The sequence below is a fragment of the Streptomyces sp. NPDC002935 genome, from assembly GCF_040611295.1.
In the GTDB taxonomy this organism is placed as follows: Bacteria; Actinomycetota; Actinomycetes; order Streptomycetales; family Streptomycetaceae; genus Streptomyces.
Map to the genome: position 1 here is coordinate 165730 of NZ_JBEXNW010000006.1, position 19475 is coordinate 185204.

Below are 19475 nucleotides of genomic sequence, written 5' to 3' on the forward strand. Positions count from 1 at the left end.
TATTACGGGCAGTGAGGCTTTCGCGCTCAATCGGTCACTTTAGTGACAAATCTTGTTGACCTGTCCGTCTCGTTTGGTGTAATGCTAAAATAGATTCCATCGATATGGATAGAGGTAGTGATGGCGGACCATCAGTCCCTCGGGGGGAGAATCCGTGCGCTCCGGCGCCAGCAGGGGCTGTCGCAGGCACAGTTGGCCGGCGACGGCATCTCACCCAGTTATGTCTCCCTGGTTGAGGCCGGCAAGCGGATTCCGTCACCCGAGGTCGTCTCGAAGCTCGCGGTCAAGCTCAAGTGTCCCGAGTCCGAGCTGCTGTCCTATCTCGGCCGCCAGCAGGACGACGAGCTGGAGCTGGAGGTGCGGTACGCCGAGCTGGCGCTGGCCAACGGCGATGCCAAGCACGCCGTCGAGCGCTTCTCGGCACTCCTGGAAAGGATCGGGTCCTCCGGCAACCCGGGTCTGACGGTCGGCGCCACATGGGGACTCGCCCAGGGGCTGGAGCGATCCGGAAAGCTGGAAGAGGCCGTACGTCTCTACGAGCGTCTGCGCACCTGGCCCGACGGAGCCGCGGCGGAGCGGGTGGACAGGACCGCGGTGCTCATCGCGGTCTGCCGCTGCTACCGCGAACTCGGCGACCTCGGGCGGGCGATCGACGTAGGCGAGCAGGCGCTCGCCGTGCTCGAGCAGTTGGACCTGGTTCCCAGCCCCGAGGGCATCGAGCTGATCTCCACGATCGTCGGCCTGTACTGCGAACGCGGCGACATCCACCGGGCGAGCTACTTGGCGGAGATGGCCGTCGAGCGGGCTTCGGCGCTGGACAACCGCAAGGCGCTGGGCGCCGCCTACTGGAACGCGAGCATGGTCGCGTACGAAGCCGGCCGCACCTCGGACGCGCTGCGCCTGGTGCAGCGCGCCCAGGCGCTGTACGCCGAGAGCGACAACGAGCGGGCGGTCGCCCGGCTCCGTACGGCCCACGCGGCGGTGTTGCTGCAGGCCGACCCGCCGCAGCCGGTCGAGGCACGCGGACTGCTCACCGAAGCGGTGGAGTCCTTCCGGCGCATCGGTGGCGATGTGGACATGGCGTACTGCCAGACCGAACTCGCGCGGGTGGCGCTGCTGCTCGCCGAGCCGGAGGAGGCCGAGAGCTGTGCGCTGGAGGCGCTGCGGGGGCTGGGGGACGGGCATCGTCTGGAGGCGGCACGGGCAACGCTGATCCTGGGGGCGGCCCGCAGTGCGCAGGGTGACGCGGCGAGAGCGCGGCAGGCGTACGAGCGGGCGGCGCTGAGCCTGGAGGCTTCGGGCGCCGGCCGGCAGGCGGCCCGGGTGTGGACCGAGCTCGCGGAGTTCCTCGACGCCCAGGGCGAGGCCGAGCGCGCGGTCAAGGCGTACCGCGAAGGTATGCGGTGTCTGGGCTACCAGTCCTCGGACCGGGCCAGAGGGCCGCTCCTGAAGGGGCAGCGTTCGGTGTAGGGCCGGCCCCGTACGCGGGGCGCGGGGGAGTGGTTCCCCTCATCGCGGAGTGTTCTTGCCGGGCGGACGCGCAGCGCCCGCCCGGCAAGAACACTTTTTTGTGCGTGGGCAGGCTCAGCAGCAGGGCGGGAAGCCGATCAGGGGGGTCTGCGTCTGCGCGGCGGCGGTGGGCGCGGCGGCGGTGGCGACGCCGTTCGTTGACGCGAAGCCGAGAGCGGTGAAGGCAATGGCGATAGCGGCGGCAACGATGCGCTTGCGAAGCATTGGGGATCCCCTTTTTTGATGATCTTGTCGGCGAGCGACCTAATCATGTGAAACTTGACTCAGCCTGTCAAGGGTCGAGTCATGCCTCGGTTTTGGGGCGTTTTGTTACCTGATGCCGACCTATCGACCGACTGATTCTCGCCGTGAGGGCCGACTTCCTTCGGGAGATGGCTCCGGGCATGACTGCTGTCATGACACCTGTCATTATTGATGTCATGGGGTCGTTTGCAGGATGCTCGGATACGTTCGCCGCCGATTACCTGGTGGATCACGGATATGCGCGGGTGCCCGCGGGACCGGTCGCCGGGGCGGACGAGGCGACCGCGCTCGCGCACCCGCACCGATGGTGGAACTGGCCTCGGAGAGGAGGGCTCGCCATGGCTTCGCCCGCCGTGATGTCCCAGTGGTGCGTCCACCCGCACGGCATCAATCCCTTCGGGCCGCAGACTCCCGGCTCCGTCGAGTGCGTCACGGCCGTGGCCTTCTCGCGCGAACACGGATACCAGCGAATTTTCGGCGACGTCCTCGGGATGCTCCGCGCGGCCGGAGTCGACGCGGCCGGCCTCGTCGGCCTCGTCGAGGGTGACGAGGCCGGGTGCGGCCGGGCGACGGGAATCGCCAAGTCCCTCGCGGCGTGCGGTGTTCCGGTGGTCGTCCGCGAGAGCGGCGGTCCCGAGGGCGGTGGCCCGGTCCTCGTCCGGCTGCTGTACGACCTCGGCGCGGACTGTTCCCCCGACTGCTCCCCAGGCTGCCTCTGTGGCCGCCTGCTGCCCCTGGCCGAACTCGACCTGACGCACCGTCACCAAGGCTGCCTCGGCCTGTTGGTCAGGGCCGAGGGTGTCGCGGCGGCCGCGAGGGCGGGCGGCGGTGCGACCGGGTTCCCGGACATGGCGGAGCTGCGGGAGTGGGTCGCCGGCCGTTTGGGTGATGACGCGGCCGACGCGGCCGCGCATGCCGCCCGATCGCTGGCGCTGCTCCTCGGGCTCGGGGTCGTGCCCGGTCCCCGAGGCGCCGGCCACGTCGTACGGCGGCTCGTCACAGCCCAGTTCACCCGGCTGATCACGGGACACGTGCCCCTGGACTTTCTCGACGACATGGTGTGCCGGGCGGCCGAAGTGTTCGGTGGCGTCGCGGGATTCCCCGTCTGCGACGCGCCCCTGTCACGCCGACGGCTGCATGCCGAACGGGTGCGGTTCGGTCGGGCGGTGGGCAGGGCGCGACAGCGCTATGTGCGCACCGTGCTGCACCGTCCGCCCGGTGATGACGCGGCCCGTGCCCTGGCTGTGCTGATGTCCGAACACGGCGCGCCGCTGGGGCTGTTGGTGACGTGGCTGGCCGACGACGGGATCGTCGTCCCGAGCCGGGAGTTGGCCCGGTGGACGCTGGGGGAGCGGTCGTCGGAGCGCGCGTCGGGTCGACGGGGCGGCTGACGCACGGTTCGGCCGGCCGGTCGGCGGGGGCTGGCCGCGATTTCCGAGGCCCCCTGATTTCGCGGTCCCCCGGTCTCAAGTCCCCTGATTCCAGGGCGGCCAGGCACGCGACCTCTTGACGGCGCTGGTTCAGACCTTTAGCGTCACGGCACACGCAGGTTCACAGGTGAACGCGTTGTTCACTCACATGAACAGTGGGTCCCTTGCCGTCTGGTCCGGACGATCGCCAGGAGGGACGCCGCCATCACCGGGCGGACCGGTTCACACCGGACCCGCGGAACGCCTTCCGTCCCCCACGATCAGCGAAGGACGTCAACATGACCCGTTCCAGCCTTCTGACGACGGCCACCGTCGCGGGCGTCGTCGTCGCAGCGACCGTCCTCGGCACCGGCGGCGCGGGCGCCGCCGACCCGAATGTCGCGCCCGGCGGCAACTTCGACCTCTCCGTCTGGCAACTGCAGGAGCCCGTGGGCTCCCCGGGCTCGCCCACCACCATCTCCTCGTCCCGGCTGCAGGGCGCGAACGGCTACCAGGACGCGTACTTCTACACGGACACCCGCGACGGCGCGATGACCTTCTGGGCGCCCGAGAAGGGCGTCACGACGCCGAACTCCTCGTACGCCCGCTCCGAACTGCGGGAAATGAACCGCAGCGGCAGCGCGGCGAACTGGTCACTGAGCGGCAGCCACCGGCTGAGCGCGACGCTGCGGGTGGTGTCGGTGACCTCCAACGTGTGCGTCGGTCAGATCCACCTCGGCACCGGCGGATCATCCACCAAACCGCTGGTGGAGCTGTACTACCGCTCCAGCGGCGACATCGTCGTCGGCACCGAGAACTCACCGTCGGGCGGTCAGACACCCCACACCGTCGGGCATGTGGCGGTCGGCAAGACGTGGACGTACACGATCGCCGTCTCCGGCGGCAACACCATCGACCTGACGGTCAACGGCAGCACCACGCACTACCCGATTCCGTCGTCGTTCTTCCCGTACAAGCAGTACTTCAAGGCCGGCTCGTACAACCAGTCGTCCTCCGACAGCACGACGAAGGGCGCGCGCGTCGCGTTCTACGGGCTGAACGTCTCGCACGGCTGACGGGCCGGTCCCTGCGGCAGAGGGGTGAGCACGGCGAAGACGCCGCGCTCACCCCTCTGCCGCAGGGAACGCTCGGTCAGAGCGACGTCATGACGTGCTTGATCCGGGTGTAGTCCTCGAAGCCGTACGCGGAGAGGTCCTTGCCGTAGCCGGACTTCTTGAACCCGCCGTGCGGCATCTCGGCGACGAGTGCCATGTGGGTGTTGATCCACACGCAGCCGAAGTCGAGGTTCTTCGACATCCGCATGGCCCGCGCGTGGTCCTTGGTCCACACCGAGGAGGCCAGCGCGTAGTCGACACCGTTGGCGTACTGAACGGCCTGGGCCTCGTCCGTGAACGACTGGACGGTCATGACCGGGCCGAAGACCTCGTTCTGGATGATCTCGTCGTCCTGCTTCAGGCCCGAGACGACGGTCGGGGCGTAGAAGTAGCCCTTGTCACCGACCCGGTGACCGCCGGCCTCGACCCTCGCGTGCTCGGGCAGGCGCTCGATGAAGCCGCTGACCTGGGCGAGCTGGCCCGCGTTGTTGAGCGGTCCGTACAGCACGTCCTCGTCGTCCGGCTGACCGGTCCTCGTCTCGGCCGCGGCCTTGGCGAGGGCGGCGACGAACTCGTCGTGGACCGACTCGTGGACCAGGACGCGGGTCGCGGCCGTGCAGTCCTGACCGGCGTTGAAGAAGCCGCCGACCACCAGGTCCTCGACCGCCTTCGCCAGGTCGGCGTCCTCGAAGACCACGGCCGGGGCCTTGCCGCCGAGCTCCAGGTGGACCCGCTTGACGTCCTTGGCCGCGCTCTGGGCGACCTGGATGCCGGCACGGACCGAACCGGTGATGGAGGCCATCGCCGGGGTCGGGTGCTCCACCATCAGGCGGCCGGTCTCACGGTCGCCGCAGACCACGTTGAAGATCCCCTGGGGCAGGCCCAGCTCCTCCAGGACACCGCCGATGATCTCGGCCATCAGCACGGTGGAGGCCGGAGTGGTGTCCGAGGGCTTGAGGACCACCGCGTTGCCCGCCGCGAGCGCCGGGGCGAACTTCCACACCGCCATCAGCAGGGGGTAGTTCCACGGCGCGACCTGTGCGCACACACCGACCGGCTCGCGGCGGATGATCGAGGTCATCCCCTCCATGTACTCGCCGGCCGAGCGGCCCTCCAGCATCCGGGCCGCGCCCGCGAAGAAGCGGACCTGATCGATCGCGGGGGCGAGTTCCTCACTGAGGGTCAGATGCAGCGGCTTACCGGTGTCCCGGCTCTCCGCGGCGACCAGCTCCTCGGCCCGTGCCTCCATCACGTCGGCGATCTTCAGCAGCGCCCGCTGCCGCACGGACGGAGTCGCGTCACGCCAGACGGGGAACGCCGCGGCCGCTGCCGCCATCGCCGCGTCGACATCGGCCGCCCCCGAGAGCGGGGAGGTCGCGTAGACATCACCGGTGGTGGGGTCCACCACATCGAGCGTCCGGCCGTCCGCGGCGTCCGCGAAAGCACCGTCGATGTAGTTGCGGAACGTGCTGCTCATGGAACGTCTCTCCTGGTCAGGCGGTGGTACGGGCGGACAGGTGCTCGTGGACGGCCGCCCAGGCGCCGTCCGCGGAGCGGGCGAAGACGATGGTCTCCCGCTCGTGGACCGTCTCCTCGCCGGCGTTGGTGGCGACTCGGGTCTCCACGTCGTGGCTGAAGACGGCCGTGTCGCCGAAGGGCTGGATCAGCTGCGCGGACGAGGTGCACCCGAGGATGCGGAAGCCGTCCTGTTCCACCCACTGCTGCCACAGGGCGCGGTACTCGGCAGTGGAGCCGAGCCGCTGCGGCGTGCTGTGGAAAACGAACGTCGCGTCCGGCGCGAAGGCCCCGAAGTAGTCGTCGAGGCGGCCCTCGGCGAAAGCGGCGACGAGCGCGTCCGCGGCGGTCCGGACTTCCTGCACGGTGGTGGTGCTCATGCGCTGCTCCTGGTCAGGGGCGCCCGGCGGTCAGGACCGGGCGCCCAGTCGGGGGTGTCGGTGACGGTGAGGACTCAGAGAGCCGCGGCGGGCTCGGGGGTCTGCTCCTCGGTGCCACCGGTGATCGGCGCGATGTCGGCGTCGGTCGCTCCGACGAAGCGGGGGCCGGCGGGCCCGTACACGGCGCGCGGCTCGGGGAACAGGGCGAGCGCGGCGAGGTAGAGCACGACCGCCAGACCGAGGCCCACCGGCAGCGAGATGTCCGCGCCGTTCGCGAGGTTGCCCAGCGGGCCGACGAACTGGCCCGGCAGGTTGGTGAAGAGGAGGGCCACGACGGCGCTGACGATCCAGGTGCCCATGCCGCGCCAGTTCCAGCCGTGCGCGAACCAGTAGCGGCCACCGCGCTGACGCCGGTTGAAGACCTGCAGTGCCTCGGCGTCGTACCAGCCGCGCCGTGTGACGTAGCCGAGCGCCATGACGACCATCCACGGCGCGGTGCAGGTGATGATCAGCGTGGCGAAGGTGGAGATGGACTGCGTGAGGTTGAGTGCGAAGCGGCCGAGGAAGATGAATCCGATGGACAGGACACCGATGAAGAAGGTGGCCTGGACGCGGTTGAAGCGCGGGAAGACGCTGGCGAAGTCCAGCCCCGTGCCGTACAGGGACGTCGTGCCGGTGGACAGGCCGCCGATCAGGGCGATCAGGCAGAGCGGCAGGAAATACCAGCCGGGGGAGATCGCCAGCAGTCCGCCCACGTAGTTCGGGGCGGCCGGGTCGACGTACTTCGCGGCCTTCGTCGCGATGATCGACGCCGTGGCCAGGCCGAAGACGAATGGAAGCAGGGTGGCGATCTGGGCGAGGAACGCGGCGCCCATCACCCGGCGGCGCGGGGTGTTCGCGGGGATGTAGCGCGACCAGTCACCGAGGAACGCGCCGAAGGAGACCGGGTTGGAGAGCACGATCAGCGCGGCGCCGATGAAGGACGGCCAGAACAGCGGGTCGGCGGTCGAGGCGAAGGCGCCCGCGTATCCGGGGTCGAAGTCACCGGCGAACGCGAACGCGCCGAGCACGAAGAGGGCCGAGGCCGCCAGCACCGCGATCTTGTTGACCAGCAGCATGAAGCGGAACCCGTAGATGCACACGACGAGCACGAGTCCGCCGAAGATCGCGTACGCGATGCCGTAGGTGACGTCCGACTCGGGGAGGTTCACGAGCCGGTGCGCGCCTCCGACGAGCGCGTCTCCCGAGGACCACACCGAGATCGAGAAGAACGCGATGGCGGTGAGCAGGGAGAGGAAGGAGCCGACGACCCGCCCGTGCACGCCCAGGTGCGCGGAGGAGGAGACGGCGTTGTTCGTGCCGTTTGCGGGGCCGAACAGTGCCATCGGGGCCAGCAGCAGCGCACCCGCGACCAGGCCGAGGACGGTCGCCGCGAGCCCCTGCCAGAAGGAGAGGCCGAAGAGGATCGGGAAGGCGCCCAGCACACAGGTCGCGAAGGTGTTGGCACCGCCGAATGCGAGCCGGAACAGGTCGATCGGCCGGGCCGTGCGGTCCTCATCTGGGATTCGCTCGACGCCATATGTCTCGATTTCGGTGACCGAGGTCGTCACGGGCCCTCCAGTGTCCGTTAGTGCACCGTTCAAATCGGTGGCCTCCACAGTGTGGGGCCCCCGGTGACCTGCGACAATGGTGTCCATCACAGATGCGTACGATGTCATTTGTGGCCAGCAACAAACTCACCATCCAGGACCTGCTCTCCTCCCCGGCCCTGCAGCTCACGCTGAAGGCGGGCGGCGGTCTGGACCGGTCCGTCTCCTGGGCGCACGCCAGCGAGCTCGTCGATCCGACGCCGTGGCTCCTGGGGGCCGAGGTGATCATGACCGCGGGCCTGGCGATCCCCCGTACCGCCGACGAACAGCGCGCCTACCTGGAGCGGCTGGACGACGCCGGGGCATCCGGTCTCGCGCTCTCCGCGCAGCTGCACATGCCCCCGCTGCACGACGCGTTCTTCCAGGCGGCGGAGGAGCGGGACTTCCCGGTCCTCGAAGTGCCGCTCGCCGTTCCCTTCATCGCCGTGGCCCAGGAGGTCGCCGCCTCGGCCCAGGAGGAGGCCCGGCACCGGCTGGGCGCGCAGCTCCAGGTCTTCGGCGCGCTGCGCTGGCTGGTCACGGAGGATCTCGACACCCCGACACTCCTGCGCCGGCTCGAAGGCCTGTCGGGCTACGACGTCCTCCTCTGCACACCTCAGGGCCGCCCGCTCCTGCCCGGGGTCCCCGTCCCGGATCCCGCCGTCCTGCCCACGTCCGTCGACGCTCCGCCGACGATTCCCGGCGGATTCGTCCTCCCCGTCCCGGCGCCCGGCGGCCCTGCCGGCTTCCTCGTCGCGTACGAGCGCGCGGGCGCCCGGCCCGCGGGACTCGCCGTCGTCCAGCACATCGCCACCGTGGCGGCGCTACGGCTGGCCATGGTGCGCAACGAGCGCGAGACGCTGCGCCGCGAGGGCGCGGAGACACTCGCCGAACTGCTGCAGGAGGTGCTCGACCCGGAGGCGGCCCGCCGCCGGCTCGCTCGGCACGCGATCGAGGGCGACACCGTCCTCCTCATCGTGCGCCACACCACCGACGAGGCGCTGCTGCGCTGCCTGGAGGACCGGCCTCATCTCCTCCTCACCCGGGGCGAGGACCGTTACGTCCTCGGGGCGCCGGAGCTGGCGGCGGCCGTCGGTGAGCTCCCGGCGGTGGCAGCCGGGACCAGCCGCCCCTTCCGGCCGGGCGCCGCACTCAAGGTCGCCCAGCGCGAGGCGCTCTGGGCGGTGTCGAAAGCCGTCGAGTCGGGCCGTCCCGTCGTCCACTACGGCGACGACGGCGCGGGCCGGTGGCTGCCCGACGACCCCGCTGTCCTGAGCGCGCTGGTCGAGCACGTCCTCGGTGACGTCCTGCGCTACGACGAGACCCATGACTCGCAGCTGCTGGTCTCCGCCCGTACCTGGATGGAGCGGGACCGCCGCACCGAGACGGCCGCGGCGGCCCTCCACATCCACCCCAACACCCTCGCCTACCGGCTGCGCCGCTTCGGCGCTCTGTCCGACCGTGATCTGACGTCGACGGGGGCCCTGGCCGAGGTCTGGCTGGCGATCCAGGCGGCGGGAGCTCTGGGCCTCACCGACTGAGTGGGCCCGTGGGCGGCTCGGCGTGATCGGCCTCGAACTCGATTCGACCTGGGCTTGGGCTCGTGGTCGGCCCGGGCGGCTGTCCGGGCCGTGGTCAGTGGGGTTGGCGCAGGCCCGCGATGAGGAGTTCGACCAGGCGTCGTGCGTCGTAGCGCTGGTCGTTGTGGGCGCCGATGCAGAGGTTGCCGACGCCGCGCATCAGTTCGTACGCCGTCAGCCCGGGCCGGATCTCGCCGGAGACGGCCGAGGCGTCGAGGAGTTGGGTACATACGGGGAGAAGGCGGTCGAGGAAGTAGGAGTGCAGGGCGTCGAAGGCGGTGTTGTCGGGCTGGAGAACGGCGGCGAGTCCGTGTTTGGTGACGAGGAAGTCGACGAAGAGGTCGATCCATTGCGCCAGCGCGGCATGGGGGGATGCGCAGGTCCTCAGCAGGGCCGGCCCCGCCTCGGCACAGGCTTCGACCTGGTGCCGGTAGACGGCGACGATGAGATCCGCCCGCGTCGGGAAGTGACGGTAGATCGTGGCCGTCCCGACGCCTGCCCTGGCCGCGATGTCGCGTACGGGCGCTTCCACGCCTGACGTGGCGAAGACCGCGGCGGCCGCTTCGAGCAGCGTCTCCTGATTGCGCCGGGCATCGGCTCGTCTGGGCCGGGCCGGCTGCCCCGCGCTCTCGTCGCTGTCGTTCATCGCGCCCTTCCCTCCGTGACCCGGCCGCCAAACGGAACGGTGTCCCGTATCGCCTTGCTAAGCGGGACAGTGTTCCGTATCGTCAAACGGGACGGCGTTCCGTTTGCCCATGATGGCAGATCAGGGACCAGGCAACCAATCCACGCCGCCACCACGCTTCACCCGCAATGGAGGAGTCACGGTCATGCAGTACCGCACCTTGGGCCGCACCGGTGTTCAGGTCAGCTCCCTCGCGCTCGGCGCGATGAACTTCGGCAGCATCGGGCGCACCGGCCAGGACGAGGCCACCGCCATCGTCGATGCCGCTCTCGAAGGCGGGGTCAACCTCATCGACACCGCCGACATGTACGGCGACGGCGAGTCGGAGGAGATGGTCGGCAAGGCCATCGCGGGCCGCCGCGACGACATCGTGCTCGCCACGAAGGCCGGCATGCCGATGGGCGACGAGCGCAACCACCGGGGCGGTTCGCGCCGCTGGCTGGTCACAGAGCTGGACAACAGCCTGCGCCGTCTCGGCGTCGACCATGTCGATCTCTACCAGATCCACCGGTGGGACCCGGACACCAGCGACGAGGAGACGCTGTCGGCCCTGACCGACCTGCAACGCGCGGGAAAGATCCGCTACTTCGGCTCCTCGACCTTCCCCGCCTACCGCCTCGTGCAGGCCCAGTGGGCCGCCCGCGAACACCACCTGAGCCGCTACGTGACCGAACAGCCCAGCTACTCGATCCTGCAGCGGGGGATCGAGACCCATGTACTGCCCGTGACCGAGCAGTACGGGCTCGGTGTGCTGGTGTGGAGCCCGCTGGCCTCGGGCTGGCTGTCGGGCGCCGTCCGCGAGGGCCTGGACGTCACGACTCACCGCTCGACGGTCATGCCGCAACGCTTCGACACCACCCTCCCCTCCAACCGGGCCAGGCTCGACGCCGTCGAGCGACTGGCCGCGGTGGCCGACGAGGCCGGTCTGACCATGATCCAGCTCGCCCTCGGATTCGTGACCGCGCACCCCGCCGTGACGAGCGCGCTCATCGGCCCCCGCACGCCGGACCACCTGCACGCGCAACTCGCCGCCGCGGACACCGTGCTCCCCACCGACGTCCTCGACGCGATCGACGCGGTCGTCGCCCCCGGCACCGACCTCGCCGCCCACGAGAAGTTCGACACTCCGCCCGCGCTCCTCGACCCGTCGCGGCGACGCCGCTGATCACCCGGGGTCGCCCTCCGCGCCGTTGCTCCCGAGTCCGCGGACATCGCGCGGGTGCCCGGCGCCCGCCGAGCGACCGCTCTTCCTCCAGCCTGCCGGAGCGCTGCGGTCGGCGTCGCCGGCGTCGAAAGGACCGATGGACCCATGCCGCACATACCCCGGCCCCGTTTCGGCATCATGACCGCCCCCTCGCAGGTCGACTACCACGACGTCCTACGGGTCTGGCGCGAGGCGGATGCGATCCCACAGATAGAACACGCGTGGTTGTTCGACCACCTCATGCCGATCTTCGGCGACCAGGACGGACCGACGTACGAGGGCTGGACACTGCTCTCCGCCCTGGCCGCCCAGACCCGACGGCTGCGGCTCGGCGTGATGGTGACCAGCAACCGGTTCCGGCCGCCCGCGATGCTCGCCAAGATCGCCGCGACCGTGGACATCGTCTCCGCCGGACGGCTGGACTTCGGCATCGGCGCCGGCTCACGCCCGGGCCATCCCCTGGCCCGGCGCGAGTACGCGGCACACGGGCTGCCCTTCCACGACTCCGCGCACGCCGTCGGGAGCCTTGCCGAAGCCTGTACGGTGATCCGGCGGCTGTGGACCGAGGAGGAGCCGTTCGATTTCCTCGGCACCCACCACCAGCTCACCGGAGCGTTCGGCAACCCCAAGCCCGTCCAGCGCCCCCACCCGCCGATCCTCATCGGCGGACGCTCGTCCGCGACGCTGCGCGTGGTCGCCGAACACGCCGACCTGTGGAACATCCCCGGCGGCGACATCGACGACGCGGTCCGTCGCGGCGCGCTGCTGGACCGCTACTGCGCCGAGATCGGCCGCGACCCCGCCTCGATCTCCCGCTCCATGGTCCTGCCCGTCTCCTACGACCGGCCCGACATGACCCGGGACGCTATCGGTGACGCGCTCGCCGCAGGCTTCAGGCACATCGTCCTTGGGATTCCGGCGCCCTACCCCGCCGACGTCGCACGGTGGGTCACCGAGAAGCTCATCAGCCCGTCGGCCTGACCGGCCCGTGACGGAAGCCCTTGGCGGCCCCGGCCCGGACCAGAGATCCGGGCCGGGGCCGCCACGAACACGGAGGAACACGGAGGCACGCGGAGGAGAGTCCCCGTAGTCAACTCAGCCGCTGTAGGCCTCGAGTTCGGAGAGTTGTCCCGCGGGCCAGCCGGTGTTGCCCGTGATGAGGACACGCAGATAGCGGGTGGGGGTGCCGGACAGGGTCAGGGTCACGGTGTTGCCGCTCGACGGGTCGAACGTGTACCCGGCTGAGGGCTTGAGTGTGGTGAACGTGGAGTTGTCGGTGCTGCCCTGGACACTCAGGGTCTGCGTGCGCGTGGCCCACGCGGCCGCCGGGGGAAGCTTGAGGACGACACGCTTGACCGCTTTCGCGGCGCCCAGGTCGACGGTGACGGACTGCGGGAAGGCGTGGTTGGCGCTCTCCCAGTAGCTGTCGGCGTTGCCGTCAACGGCGTTGGTGGCGGGGTAGACGTCGGTGTGACTGGTCTCGGTGACCGGCCGGTTCTTGGCGAGATTCAGGGTGGGGTCGGTGGGCGGGTCGGTCGGAGGATCGGTGGGCGGGTCGGTGGGCGGTGTGCCCCCGCCCGGCACCCCACCGTTGGTCCATTTCGGCTCCGGCCAAGTACCCGTGCAGACCGGCGGGTCGGCGTACCAGCCGCTGTTGCCTGCGCCGCGGGTGATCTGGAAGCCGGAGCCGACGCAGTTGTGGATCGGGTTGGACTGGCCGATGTTCGTGGCCGTGACATTGCTGAACGAGGCTGTGCCCGGCGCCTGGATCTGGAGGGCGTAGGTGCCGGCTCCGTCGATCCGCACATGGTCGAAGTGCAGGCCGTTGGTCGCCCCCTCGATGTTCATGATCGCGGCGTAGGAGCTGTCGAGGATCTCGCTGTCGGTGATGTTGACGGTCGCGTTCAGGGGCTCGTTGAGGCCGCTGAACCAGACCGCGCCGACCCCGAACTGCCAGTTGTAGTCGTTGTTCCCGGTCCGTATCAGGGTGTTGCGGGCGGCCGTGGTGGTTCCGGAAACGGCCGTGCCCTGGCCGGAGTTGACCCCGGGGTAGCGGTTGGCGACGTGCAGGCCACCGCCGTTGGTGATGGTGTCCGCCATGACGTTGTCGGAGATGGTGATGTCCTTGCCGCCGTACGTGACGATGTTGTTCGCGAGGATCGGCAGGATCACCGTGTTGAAGGTGAACTTGTTCTTGACGTTCGGGACGCTCTCCGCCCACATCGCGAGGCCGTCGTCACCCGTGTTCCTCACCAAGGTGTTGGTGACGGTGGAGTTGGTGACGCCCATGTGGAAGTTCACGCCGTCGGCGGTCTGATCGAGGATGCGGCTGTTCTTGACGGTGAAGTTGTCCATCGGCCCGTCCATCCAGGCCCCGCACTTGGTGTGCTGCATCCACACGTTGTCGACCGTGGAGTCGGACATCGCGCCGCCGATGGCGTTGACCTGGTCGTTGTCCACCCGCTCGCGGATGTCGCCCATGATGGCGAAGTTCTTGAGGGTGACGTTCTTGCTGCCGCCCTGGCTCGCGTACTTGCCGTAGACGCCGACGGCCTTCGACCGGTCGACCGGGTCGCGGCCGGTGAGGACGCTGTACCAGGGGCCCGCCCCGGCCAGCGTCACCTGGTCGACGACGATGTGATCGCGTACCTGGAAGGTGCCCTGCGGGATGTACACGGACTTGCCCTGCGCCTTGCCGGCGTCGACCGCCGCCTGGAACTTGGCGGTGGAATCGGATGCTCCGGTCGGGTCCGCGCCGAAGTCGCCGACGACGTCGAGGGCTCCGGACGGCTTGCCGACGGGTGCGCCCACCTGCTCGAAGTCGGCGAGGTCGATGGTGAACGTGGGTGAGGCGCTCGTGGAGGAGACCTGGAGGCGCACCTTGCTGCCGGCCGGCAGCGTGGAGCCGAACATGGTGCGGGTCTCGTCGTAGAAGTGGTGCGGGTTGGTGTCGCCGGGGTTGTTGTTGAACGGGTAACCGCCGTAGTACCAGCCGTACTTGGAGGTCACCGGGACGCTCTTGAGCTGGTTGCCGTCGACCTTGAGGTCGAGGCTCGCGTCGCGGCCGCTGCCGGCCGCGTTGTCGGGCAGCGAGTAGCGGAACGACATGGCGTTGGCCGGCGCGGTCAGCGTGAACTCGACGTACTCGCCCGTCGCGTCCAGCGTCACCGCCTGGCGCCCGGACGCCTCGGAGGGGAGATGACCGTACAGGCGGTCCGGACCGATGAGGGCGCCGTTGGTGGCGGCGTACTCGGCCTCCTGTTCCTTGAACGGAACATCGGCGCCCCGGCCGGAGATCCCGACGGGGGAAGGGGCGGGCACTCCCGCCGCGACCGCGCTGGGGGCGAGCGCCACGGCCGCGACCGTACCGGCCGCCGCGAGTGCCAATGACACGGATGCCGCTACGCCGCGGCGCAGGGGTCTGCCTTGGGGAGAGGAAGTCACAGGCGTGCGTCCTTAGGGCTCGTGGGGTGAGCGGACGCAAGAAGGCTAGGAGTGGCAGTAAAGGAAGTCCATGTACGTGCGCAAGATTGATACTAGCAGCCGCAAATAATTGACTGCGCGTCCCGGAGAAGACCGACCCCATCCGCAACCGAAAGAAGCGCGGCTCCCTCGGCGGCCGACCGGCCAAGTTCGACAGGTCGACTACCGTGAGGGCCACGCCGTGGAGTGCGGAATCAGCCGCCTGAAGAGGCACCGCGCCGTATCAACGCGATACGACAGATCGGCCGTCCGCTGCTGAGCGACCGTCCTGGTCGCCGTCATCAACGAGGTGCTGTGACCAGCGCCTTCCCAGCGGACCTCAATCCTTGATGTCGAGCGCCGTTCCGTACATCTGGTCCACCTTCAACCGGATGACGACGCGGCGTTCGGCGACGAGCTGCCTCAGGAACGCATCTTCGTCTTCCGGCTCCGCGCCCTTCGGGATCATCCCGAGCAGTTCCCGCCCCACCTCGTCACCGGGAAGCATCGTCACCTCGGAGACCGCGGCCTTGCCCTCGGCGACTGCGAAAGACCACACGTCGTCGCCCTGCACATGCAGGGCTGCATGCGGGTCGCGCCGCAGGTGCTTGACCTTGACGCGGTCGGCTGTCGTCGAGAACCGCAGGATGCGGCCCTCGGCATCCCAGCTGTAGAGCATGGTGGTCAGGTGGGGATGGCCGGTGCGCTTGACAGTGGCGAGGGTACCGAACTGCTGCTTGCCGAGCAGCTTGGAGAGGGCTTCGTCGGACAGTGGGCGAGGAGCGGGTCCTTGACTCATGACCTGATCAACGTCGGTGGCTACACAGGTATTTCTGGCGATCCAGTTCGCAACAGGCCCTGGTTTGCCGAGGTGGGCGAGGGCCGCCGGACCGTGGTCCCCGACCGTGAGTTCCGGTCCGGCGGCGGGGTCCGTCAGTCCTCAGGCCGCTCGGGCGCCAGCAGCTCCCGGAGTTCGTCCATCGCCTCCCGGAGCCGGTCGGCGAACGTCCGCATCTGCGGGGCGACCGCCAACGGCGTGCTCAGGTAGAGGTTGAACCGCTCGGGAAGCAGCACATAGGCGACACCGATGCACTGGCTGCTGGTCGACCCGAAGCCGAAGTACTGGATATTGACGGACGGCGCGGAGCTCGTGCTCAGGTAGTCGTCCCGCATGGTCAACCAGCCCGGCGTCCGGTACAGCGCGGGCTGCTCGGTCACCCCGAGCTCGGCCCCCCGCCGGCGCTGGATCAGCTCCAGCTCCCACAGGTGCTGCTCCGGCACCTGCCCGGCCTGGCACGCCTTCGCGCGCGCCACATGGGCCTCCGTGGCTGCCCGAAACGCGGCGCGCCGGGCGTCCGCGTCCGCTGCCGGGTCCTCCATCGCCGCCACGAAAGCCACCATCTCGGTGGTGACGACGCGCATCGCCTCGGTCCGCCCGTGCCGGTACTGCCGGGTGGCGATCGACTCGTACGTGGCGCCCAAGTGCCCCTTGGCGCGCTGGTGGGCGAGCTGGTAGGCGGCCTGGACGAACGCGTCCGGCGAGACCCCCAGCACCTTGGCCGCGCTGCTGCCGAAGTCCGCGAACGACAACGTGCTGGTCGCGGTGTTCTCCCCGTACGCCGCGAACGCGTCGGCGGCGGAGCGCGCCTGGTCCCGCAGCGCGTCGTCCAGTTCGAACACGATCGGCTCCAGCGCCGGCAGCCCCTGGGAGCGGGCTCCGGACTGCCGGGACTGCTCCTCTGCCGGGGTGTTGAGCAGGGCGTCGGTGAAGGTGAGGATCGTGGTCCCGTCCAGCTCGCAGTGCTCGACGTTGATGCCCGCCCGTCCGTCGGCGAAGACGACGAAGGACACGGCCTTGTCGAACCAGCGGTTGCCGCGGTCGCCGTACAGAAGCTGGTCACAGGCGTCCTGGACGTCCGCGGGGGCGAAGTCCTCCAGAGCGACGCAGAACAGCGCGGTCTCGACATCGTCAAGAGCGTCGGCGTTGCGGGGGTGGCAGGCGAGAAGGGACTCCCGGGCGGCCGCCCACTCCGCGCGGGCCATGGTGGTGAGGTGGCCCACCGAGGTGTCCGCGTCGGCCGGGTCGGCCTTCATCACGGCGCGCAGCCCCGCCTCGATGTCGTCCAGGCTGTGCGGGACACCGTCCGGACCCAGCACGTCCAGCCGGAACATGCCGCCCCGGAAGAACACCACGACGTGCCGGGCCTCGGACGGGCCAGGCCACTCCTCGGTGTAGGGGGCGCGGACGGTGTCCTGCCGCGCGCCGGGGATACGCGTGTTGGAGAACAGGAACTTGTTCTGCACCATCGACTGAGGTGCTCCGCGCTGCACCACCGGTGGAATCAGCCCCTGATCGAGCTGCCGCTTGTAGTTGAGGGCCCCGGCGACGAGCCCGGCCGACCGCTCCACCTGCGCCTGGCCGGAGTCCTGGAACAGGAAGAAGAAGTTGGCGTTGAGGGCGATCCGGTCCCGGCGGCCCAGGTAGCGGTACGGCCAGAAGGTGTCGAGCCAGCTGTGCACGCCCTCCGTGGCGTCGTGTTCCTCCAGCGCGGCATGCAGTACCCGGCCGGGGCCACCGGGTCGGAGAAAGGCGGCGACCTCCGCCTCGGTCGCCGACCGCTCGTCGGCGGTCAGCAGCGGCGTACACCAGGCGAGAAACCTCTCGCAGCTCGCATCCAGCGTAGGCAGCGGCACGCGCGGGAGGCTGTCCTCCTGGGCGAAGGTCGCGTTGCCTGACGCATCCTGACTGATCTTCAACTCTGTTCTCGATTCGGATCGTCGGTATCTGTGATGTCGTACGGCCGGGAAAGGTAGAGCTGTGCGTACAGCCAGCCTTCCGCCTCCAGGCCCCGTGGATCCACCCCTGCGGCCGACATGCTGTCGAGCACGAGCGCCTGCTCGTGCGGGGAGGCGAACCGCCGCTGTCTGAACACCTCGTCGACGCGGACGGTCCGGTAGCCCAGACTCGCCAACGCGCGCTCGACGGAGTCGAACGGGAACATCCGCAGTACGAAGTGCGCCATCCAGGGCCGGCGGATGCCCTGCGCCTGGACGACTCGCGTGAGCGTCCGCTCGGTGACGTAGCCGACGCAGCCCGTCGAGATCACCAGGTCCGTACCCGAGAGTTGGGCGCGCTGTCGTGGTGTGGGCTCGTGCTTCTCCAGGTCGGCGTGCACCACGTCGTCGAGGAACCCGGCCTCAAGAGCGTAGGACAGCGCGCTGCCGGAGGTGTCGAGGCCGACGAAGCGGACCGCTTGCGGGGGTTGGCGTGACCGAGCGAGCTCCCGGTCGCGGGCCAGCAAGGCCTCGCGGGTCTCACCCGCACGCTCCTCGTCGCCGTAGCGCGCGTACAACTCGTCCATGGTCGCGTCATACTTCAGCAGGGCGGCGTTGATTCCGTACGAGCAGCCGATGTCCAGCACCTTCGGTACCGCGACGTGCTGGGACTCGCGGTACTCCGTGATGATCTTGCCGAAGTAGGGCTTGGCCTGCTGAGGAACGCCGTAGTCGAGCGGGCGCAGCGCCGTGAAATAGGTTCGCGGGTCGGGCTGGTCGTAGATGTGGTCGAGTGAGACTTTTCCGGTCACGTCGAAACGCACAGGGCTTACTCCTCCGTGGGATCGCACAGGGGGAAACGGCCTACGGCGACTACGGGTTCTCTTCGCCCGCTAGTCGAGGAGCCGGTCGCCGCGGACCGCACGGCCCTCGGCCGCCAGGTGCTCGGGCAGCACCCGGCCGAAGAGCTGCCGGGTTCGTTCCACGCTCCCGATGACGCCGGGGCGCTCGCTGTAGGCGAATATCGCGGAGTGGCGCGCGACCTCGCCGCGCACCGGGCTCACTCGGTGCAGCGAGTAGCGCCCTTTGAACAACTGCAGGTCACCCGGTTGCAGGGGGAGGCGCCGGGTCAACCGCTCGCCCCGGCCGTCCACTACGTCCCGGACGTCGTCGAAATTCTCGTCCTGCGCGGTCCGAATGTTCGGGCAGTACTCGAAGACGCCGCCGGCCTGCGCCTGCTGGGTGAGCATGCTCACGGTGAACTCGTTGGTGTCGAAGTGCCACGGGTGCTCCATGCCCGGCGCGATGACGTTGAGAACCAGCCCGGAGAGCGGGTCCGCCAGCTCGTGCAGCTCCGGCAGTTCGAAGCAGCCGGCGATGAAGTGCCGGAACACCGTGTCGGAGTAGAGCCGGCTGATGAGGGAGTCCACGGGGATGCGGTCCCGCGCGACGAAGGCGTTACCCCGCTCGAAGGTCTTCCGGCCCGGATGGTCCTCCGGCAGCGCCGAGTCCACCGCGATGTTGTAGACGTTCACCGTCTCGACGTCGTGATGCGCCCGGGGGGCGATGGCCGAGCACTCCTGCCGCAGCACATCGCGCAGTGACGGGCGGACGAAGTCCGGCAGCACGGTGCAGCCGAGAGTCGACAGGTCGCGCCGGGCACGGGAAACCACGGCCTGTCCCCTGGGGCTCGCGAGTTCCGACAGGGGATAGCGAGCCGTATCGACTACCTGATCAAGCGTCAGGGCTTCCAAAGAGCGCATTCGATCCTCTCCACTCCGCATGCGGCCGCCCCTCTCGCCGGTTCCCTCGCCGGCCCGCGGTTCCACCTCGTACGCACACACGGGACGAGCGAGCAAATCCGTGCGGTCGGCCGGACCTCACTCTCGGCTTATCGGTAACTCGGCTGGCAGGAAGGGCACTTGAAGTTCCCACAGCGGTGCCGTGTT

The 19475-nt window shown here is 69.5% G+C and carries 16 protein-coding genes; 6 read left to right on the forward strand and 10 right to left on the reverse strand.

Annotated features, from left to right (window positions below):
- Nucleotides 1-120: 120 nt before the first annotated feature.
- Nucleotides 121-1470 carry a helix-turn-helix domain-containing protein gene (locus tag ABZX90_RS10230; RefSeq protein ID WP_351132578.1) on the forward strand — a complete coding sequence of 450 codons (1350 nt, stop codon included), beginning with the start codon at nt 121-123 and terminating at the stop codon, nt 1468-1470.
- A 114-nt stretch (nt 1471-1584) separates the two neighbouring features.
- On the opposite strand, the gene ABZX90_RS10235 is transcribed toward ABZX90_RS10230, so the two are convergent.
- Nucleotides 1585-1734, reverse strand: a complete 150-nt coding sequence (locus ABZX90_RS10235; RefSeq protein WP_351132580.1) for a hypothetical protein — start codon at nt 1732-1734, stop codon at nt 1585-1587.
- 377 nt (nt 1735-2111) lie between these two features.
- Between ABZX90_RS10235 and ABZX90_RS10240 the strand changes: the two genes are divergently transcribed.
- The gene (locus ABZX90_RS10240) at nt 2112-3164 is read left to right on the forward strand and encodes a hypothetical protein (protein ID WP_355203201.1); all 1053 of its coding nucleotides are present in this window, start codon (nt 2112-2114) and stop codon (nt 3162-3164) included.
- Nucleotides 3165-3481: 317 nt separating this feature from the next.
- Entirely contained in the window at nt 3482-4258 is a 777-nt protein-coding gene (locus ABZX90_RS10245; protein WP_351132584.1) for a polysaccharide lyase family 7 protein, read from the forward strand.
- Between the two features lie 76 nt (nt 4259-4334).
- Here the strand turns inward: ABZX90_RS10245 and ABZX90_RS10250 are convergent, their stop codons facing one another.
- From ABZX90_RS10250 to ABZX90_RS10260, 3 genes are all read right to left on the reverse strand, one after another.
- Nucleotides 4335-5774, reverse strand: a complete 1440-nt coding sequence (locus tag ABZX90_RS10250) for a gamma-aminobutyraldehyde dehydrogenase (protein ID WP_351132586.1) — start codon at nt 5772-5774, stop codon at nt 4335-4337.
- Between the two features lie 16 nt (nt 5775-5790).
- Nucleotides 5791-6192, reverse strand: coding sequence for a nuclear transport factor 2 family protein (locus ABZX90_RS10255; protein ID WP_355203205.1), 402 nt, complete (start codon nt 6190-6192; stop codon nt 5791-5793).
- Nucleotides 6193-6266: 74 nt separating this feature from the next.
- Complete coding sequence (locus tag ABZX90_RS10260; protein ID WP_355203208.1) at nt 6267-7802, reverse strand: cytosine permease; 1536 nt, start codon at nt 7800-7802, stop codon at nt 6267-6269.
- A 101-nt stretch (nt 7803-7903) separates the two neighbouring features.
- On the opposite strand from ABZX90_RS10260, the gene ABZX90_RS10265 reads away from it, so the two are divergent.
- A complete protein-coding gene (locus tag ABZX90_RS10265) occupies nt 7904-9361 on the forward strand; it encodes a PucR family transcriptional regulator ligand-binding domain-containing protein (protein ID WP_355203604.1) in 1458 nt (485 codons plus the stop codon).
- Nucleotides 9362-9455: 94 nt separating this feature from the next.
- On the opposite strand, the gene ABZX90_RS10270 is transcribed toward ABZX90_RS10265, so the two are convergent.
- Nucleotides 9456-10046 carry a helix-turn-helix domain-containing protein gene (locus tag ABZX90_RS10270; RefSeq protein ID WP_355203211.1) on the reverse strand — a complete coding sequence of 197 codons (591 nt, stop codon included), beginning with the start codon at nt 10044-10046 and terminating at the stop codon, nt 9456-9458.
- 184 nt (nt 10047-10230) lie between these two features.
- On the opposite strand from ABZX90_RS10270, the gene ABZX90_RS10275 reads away from it, so the two are divergent.
- Together ABZX90_RS10275 and ABZX90_RS10280 are read left to right on the forward strand one after the other, a co-directional pair.
- Entirely contained in the window at nt 10231-11250 is a 1020-nt protein-coding gene (locus ABZX90_RS10275) for an aldo/keto reductase (protein ID WP_351132593.1), read from the forward strand.
- Between the two features lie 144 nt (nt 11251-11394).
- On the forward strand, nt 11395-12270 hold the full coding sequence (locus tag ABZX90_RS10280; RefSeq protein ID WP_355203214.1) for an LLM class flavin-dependent oxidoreductase: 876 nt from the start codon (nt 11395-11397) through the stop codon (nt 12268-12270).
- 114 nt (nt 12271-12384) lie between these two features.
- Here ABZX90_RS10280 and ABZX90_RS10285 read toward each other — a convergent pair whose 3' ends face one another.
- The 5 genes from ABZX90_RS10285 to ABZX90_RS10305 form a co-directional block, all read right to left on the reverse strand.
- Nucleotides 12385-14733 carry a discoidin domain-containing protein gene (locus ABZX90_RS10285; protein ID WP_355203217.1) on the reverse strand — a complete coding sequence of 783 codons (2349 nt, stop codon included), beginning with the start codon at nt 14731-14733 and terminating at the stop codon, nt 12385-12387.
- 358 nt (nt 14734-15091) lie between these two features.
- Nucleotides 15092-15550: a PPOX class F420-dependent oxidoreductase gene (locus ABZX90_RS10290; protein WP_355203220.1), complete on the reverse strand. Its 459-nt coding sequence runs from the start codon at nt 15548-15550 to the stop codon at nt 15092-15094.
- Between the two features lie 134 nt (nt 15551-15684).
- The gene (locus ABZX90_RS10295) at nt 15685-17445 is read right to left on the reverse strand and encodes a choline/carnitine O-acyltransferase (RefSeq protein WP_355203223.1); all 1761 of its coding nucleotides are present in this window, start codon (nt 17443-17445) and stop codon (nt 15685-15687) included.
- A gap of 59 nt (nt 17446-17504) precedes the next feature.
- A complete protein-coding gene (locus tag ABZX90_RS10300; RefSeq protein WP_355203226.1) occupies nt 17505-18350 on the reverse strand; it encodes a class I SAM-dependent methyltransferase in 846 nt (281 codons plus the stop codon).
- A 69-nt stretch (nt 18351-18419) separates the two neighbouring features.
- On the reverse strand, nt 18420-19289 hold the full coding sequence (locus tag ABZX90_RS10305) for an arpA protein (RefSeq protein ID WP_355203229.1): 870 nt from the start codon (nt 19287-19289) through the stop codon (nt 18420-18422).
- Nucleotides 19290-19475 lie beyond the last annotated feature (186 nt).